This is a genomic window from Streptomyces sp. NPDC059900, assembly GCF_050270335.1.
Classification (GTDB): Bacteria; Actinomycetota; Actinomycetes; order Streptomycetales; family Streptomycetaceae; genus Streptomyces.
The window spans coordinates 1-4191 of sequence record NZ_JBNNJZ010000656.1 but is presented as its reverse complement, the minus strand read 5'-3'; the positions used below and the strand labels follow the sequence as shown (position 1 = coordinate 4191).

The 4191-nt window shown below is 73.6% G+C and carries 5 protein-coding genes; all 5 read right to left on the bottom strand.

Annotated features, from left to right (window positions below):
• Positions 1-58: 58 nt before the first annotated feature.
• The 5 genes from ACQKIP_RS41350 to ACQKIP_RS41330 all read right to left on the bottom strand — a co-directional run bounded on the left by ACQKIP_RS41350 (position 59) and on the right by ACQKIP_RS41330 (position 4176).
• A complete protein-coding gene (locus ACQKIP_RS41350) occupies positions 59-1003 on the bottom strand; it encodes a sirohydrochlorin chelatase (protein WP_365862414.1) in 945 nt (314 codons plus the stop codon).
• A 119-nt stretch (positions 1004-1122) separates the two neighbouring features.
• Complete coding sequence (locus tag ACQKIP_RS41345; RefSeq protein ID WP_365862416.1) at positions 1123-2139, bottom strand: N-acetylglucosamine kinase; 1017 nt, start codon at positions 2137-2139, stop codon at positions 1123-1125.
• A complete protein-coding gene (locus tag ACQKIP_RS41340) occupies positions 2136-2813 on the bottom strand; it encodes a uracil-DNA glycosylase (protein WP_365862418.1) in 678 nt (225 codons plus the stop codon). The genes ACQKIP_RS41345 and ACQKIP_RS41340 overlap by 4 nt, the downstream gene beginning before the upstream one ends.
• Positions 2814-2846: 33 nt before the next feature.
• Complete coding sequence (locus tag ACQKIP_RS41335; protein ID WP_365862420.1) at positions 2847-3938, bottom strand: WD40/YVTN/BNR-like repeat-containing protein; 1092 nt, start codon at positions 3936-3938, stop codon at positions 2847-2849.
• Between the two features lie 133 nt (positions 3939-4071).
• Complete coding sequence (locus tag ACQKIP_RS41330; RefSeq protein WP_427745364.1) at positions 4072-4176, bottom strand: homocysteine S-methyltransferase family protein; 105 nt, start codon at positions 4174-4176, stop codon at positions 4072-4074.
• Positions 4177-4191 lie beyond the last annotated feature (15 nt).

Sequence of the window (4191 nt, the reverse complement as noted above, 5' to 3'; positions counted from 1 at the left end):
CTCGTGCAGGGGGCGGGCCCATCGGCGTAACGGCATCAGGTCTGCCGGCGCGGTGCGGTCAGTGGACCGGTGCGCCCGACGGCTGCTGCGGGGCGATCCCGAGCGCCGTCGCGTACTTGGAGAGGGCGAGCTTGCCGATCGCGGGGTACGCGCCGAGCGACTCGGCGACCGAGCAGCCGGCCTCCTTGGCCGCCGCGTCGAGCAGGCCCGCGTCGATCTCCGGACCGATCAGGTACGGGGCGAGCGCCAGCTGCGTGGAGCCGGAGCCGCGCAGTTCCTCGGCCATGTTCGCGATGGCGCCCTCCTGGTCGAGAGCGGCGGCCATCACCGGGACCGCGAGACGGGCGGCGAGCAGCATGCCGGTGATCCCGGCGGCCTGCACGGCCTCCTCGCCGCCGACCGTGGCCAGGACGATGCCGTCCGCCGCGGTGGCCACCGTGAACAGGCGCGCGCGGTCCGCGCGGGCCAGACCGGCCTCGGAGAGGCGCACGTGCAGGGCCTCGGCGAGGAGCGGGTGCGGGCCGAGCACGTCCGTCAGCTCGGCGGGGGCGCGGCTGTCCATCACGGCCTGCCGCACGCGCCGCATCAGCGCGTTGTCGGGTCCTGCGAGGAGCGGCACCACGACGGCGACGGGGCCGTCGGGCTCGGCGACCTCCGCACCCGCGGCGCGCGCCTGCTCGAAGCGCGCGGTGCGCTCGGCGGCGGCGTGCGCGAGCACGGACTGCAGCGAGGGGAACTCCGGGAACGAGATGGTCGTGGCGTCCTCGGTCCCGTCGAGGTACCCGATGCGGGCGTCGAGGCCGGGCAGCTCGGAGCGGGCGATGCTCACGACTTCTTCGGCGAGGCTGCGCGTGGCGGTGCTGGGTACGCCCGGTACGGCGAGGACGAGCGCGGGCGCGTTCTCGGGAGCCGCCACGGGCTCCGGGCGGCGGTGCCGACCGGGCTGGCGGGGTCGCGGCATTCGTACGGGCAGGCCTGATGCGGGCCCGGTGGAGGAGCTCATGGCCCCGCATGCTACTGGTCTTCGGGGCTTCGCTGTTCGGGGAGGGTGCAGGCGGGCGGTATAAGTCCACTTTTGTCTTATGAGTTCCGAAGGAGGCCACCTGTCACCTTACGGACTGGTCAACTGCCGTCCCGCGGGTGTGCGTCTCCCTGTACGTGCAGGGTGAGCATGCGCGGGTCCAGCGGCAGCCGCAGCCGGTCCGCGGCGACATCCGCAGCTATGCGCACGGCGCCGTCAAGGGGGGCCCCGGCCGCCGGAACGAGCCGCACGTGCCGCAGACGGTCCCCGAGCTCCGCCGCCACCGGGTGAAGCAGCGCGTCGCCCATCTTGAACAGCCCGCCGGTCAGGGCCACTTCGGGCCGCTCGCCCCGGCCGGCCCGGTCGGACGCGGGGCAGACGGCGGCCGCGGCTTCGGCGATGTGCCGGGCGGCGTCGCGCAGGATCGCGGCGGCCACGGGGTCGTCGTCGGCGCAGCGCGCCACCTCGGGCGCGAAGGAGGCGAGCATCGCGGGCCGGTCGGGCCGCGGATAGAGCTGTCCGGGCAGTTGCTGCACGGGGCCGAACAGTTCCTCGGCGAGGGCGAGCAGTGCCTTCGAACCGCCCTGTCTCCCGTCGAACGCCCGCATCGCCGCTTCGAGGCCTGCGCGGCCGATCCATGCGCCGCCTCCGCAGTCGCCGAGCAGATGGCCCCAGCCGTCGGCGCGGTGCCAGCCGCTCAGGTCCGTGCCGATCGCGATCATGCCGGTGCCCGCGGCGACGACCGCTCCGGGGCGGTCGCCGAGCGCGCCCGCGTACGCGGTGACGGCGTCCGCGGCCAGCGCCAGGCGCCGCACGCCGAAGGCGTCCCGGAGTGCGGAGGGCAGTTGCGCGCGCAGGTCGTCGCCGAGGGTGGCCATGCCCGCGGCCCCGATGGCCACGGCGGCGATGCTCCCGCCGCCCGCCTGGCCCAGCAACTCCCGTGTCAGCGGCCCCAGTTGCTCCATGAAGTGCTCGGCGTCCATACCGAGCGCGCCGGTGCGCACCGGCTCCTTCGAGCTGACCGGGGCGGGGCGGGCGAGGCCGTCGAGCCTGTCCAGGGCGACCCGCATCCCGGAGCCGCCCGAGTCGACCCCGAGGACGCACCCGGTGTCCGTCACGGAAGCCGCCAGTCCACCGGCTGCCCGCCCTGCTGGACGAGGAGGTCGTTGGCGCGGCTGAAGGGACGCGAGCCGAAGAAGCCGCGGTCCGCCGACATGGGCGAGGGGTGCGCCGACTCGACGGACGGCAGCGGGCCGAGCAGCGGCCGCAGGTTGCGGGCGTCGCGCCCCCACAGGATGGAGACCAGGGGGCGCCCGCGTGCGGCGAGCGCCCTGATGGCCTGCTCGGTCACCTCTTCCCAGCCCTTGCCGCGGTGCGCCGCGGGCTTCCGCGGCGCCGTGGTGAGCGCCTTGTTGAGCAGCAGGACGCCCTGCCGGGTCCAGGGCGTCAGATCGCCGTTCGACGGCTGCGGGAGGCCCAGGTCGGAGCCCAGCTCGCGGTAGATGTTGAGGAGGCTGCCGGGCAGCGGCCGCACCTCGGGCGCGACCGAGAACGACAACCCCACCGCGTGCCCAGGGGTCGGGTAGGGGTCCTGCCCGACGATGAGCACCCGCACCTCGTCGAAGGGCTGCTGGAACGCGCGCAGGACGTTCGGCCCGGACGGGAGGTAGGTGCGTCCCGCGGCGATCTCCGCGCGCAGGAAGCCGCCCATCTCGGTGATCTTCCCGGCGACGGGTTCGAGGGCCCTCGCCCAGCCCGCCTCGACGATTTCATGCAAGGGTCGTGATGCCACGGCGTCACCCTACTGCCGTAACGGGGGCGCCGATCAACCGATGGCCGCCGCCCTGACGCACAGTACGTCGGGCAGGTGGGACGCCAACTCCTGCCAGCTGTCGCCGTCGTCCGCCGATGCGAACACCTCGCCGTTGCGATTGCCGAAGTAGATGCCGGCGGGGTCCTGTCCGTCGCTGCACATCGCGTCGCGCAGCACCGTGCCGTAGTGATCGTCGGTCGGGAGGCCCGCGCTGAGCGGCTCCCAGCTCTTGCCCGCGTCGCCCGTGCGGTAGACGCGGCAGCGGTGGTCGGCGGGGACGCGGTCCGCGTCGGCGTTGATCGGGAAGACATAGGCGGTGTCCGCGCGGTGCGGGTGGGCGACGATCGCGAAGCCGAAGTCGGAGGGCAGGCCCTCGCCGATGTCAGTCCAGTGCGCGCCCGCGTCGTCGCTGCGATACACGCCCCAGTGGTTCTGCAGATACAGGCGGTCGGGATCGACGGCGTCGCGTGCGACCTTGTGCACGCACTGGCCGAAATCGGGGTTCGGGTCCGGCAGGAAGACCGCGGAGACACCGCTGTTCGACGGGGCCCAGCTCTTGCCGCCGTCCTGCGTGCGGAAGACCCCGGCGGTGGAGACGGCGACCGTCACCGCGTCCGGGTCGCGGGAGTCGGTCAGGACGGTGTGCAGGCCTTCGCCGCCGCCTCCGGGAACCCAACGGTCACGCGTGGGGTGCTCCCAGAGCGGGCGAACCAGCTCGAAGGTCTCGCCGCGGTCCTGCGACTTGTACAGGGCGGCCGGTTCCGTGCCCGCGTACACCACGTCGGGCTCGGCGGCGGCGGGGTGCAGCTGCCAGACGCGCTCCAGGGAGGCGTCGGTGTCCTTGGGGAACTTGACGGCCGCCTTGGCCGGCTCCGTCCAGGTCCTGCCGAGGTCGTCGGAGTGGAAGACCGACGGGCCGTAGTGGGAGCTGTCGCCACCCGCCAGGAGACGCGGCGTGTCCCCGCGGGTGTCGATGGCCACCGAATAGATCGCCTGGGCGTTGAAGTACGGACTTTCGTCGAACTGCCAGGTGCTCGTGCCGCTGGGTTTGCGGCCGATGAAGAGGCCTTTGCGGGTGCCTACGGTCAGGATGATCTCAGCCATGGGAGCCACCTCAGGGACGTCGTTGTCTCAGGTATGGCTCAGTCTGCACCCCGGCACTGACAGTCACCTTCGGGCAGGGCGTTTGCGCAGGTCGCGGCGGGTGTGACGAAGGTGGCGCGCGGCCTTGGGCGGCTCACTGCGGCCGGTCGGCCGCGGACAGCTCCGCGGCCATCCGGGAGATCATTTCCGGCCCCACCCGGCAGCACCCCCCGATCAGCCGCGCCCCCGCGTCCCGCAGGGCCGTGACCCGGCC

Coding starts and splice junctions, on each gene's coding strand:
- ACQKIP_RS41350 (WP_365862414.1), bottom strand. CDS start 1,003: ATGAGCTCCTCCACCGGGCCCGCATCAGGCCTGCCCGTACGAATGCCG.
- ACQKIP_RS41335 (WP_365862420.1), bottom strand. CDS start 3,938: ATGGCTGAGATCATCCTGACCGTAGGCACCCGCAAAGGCCTCTTCATC.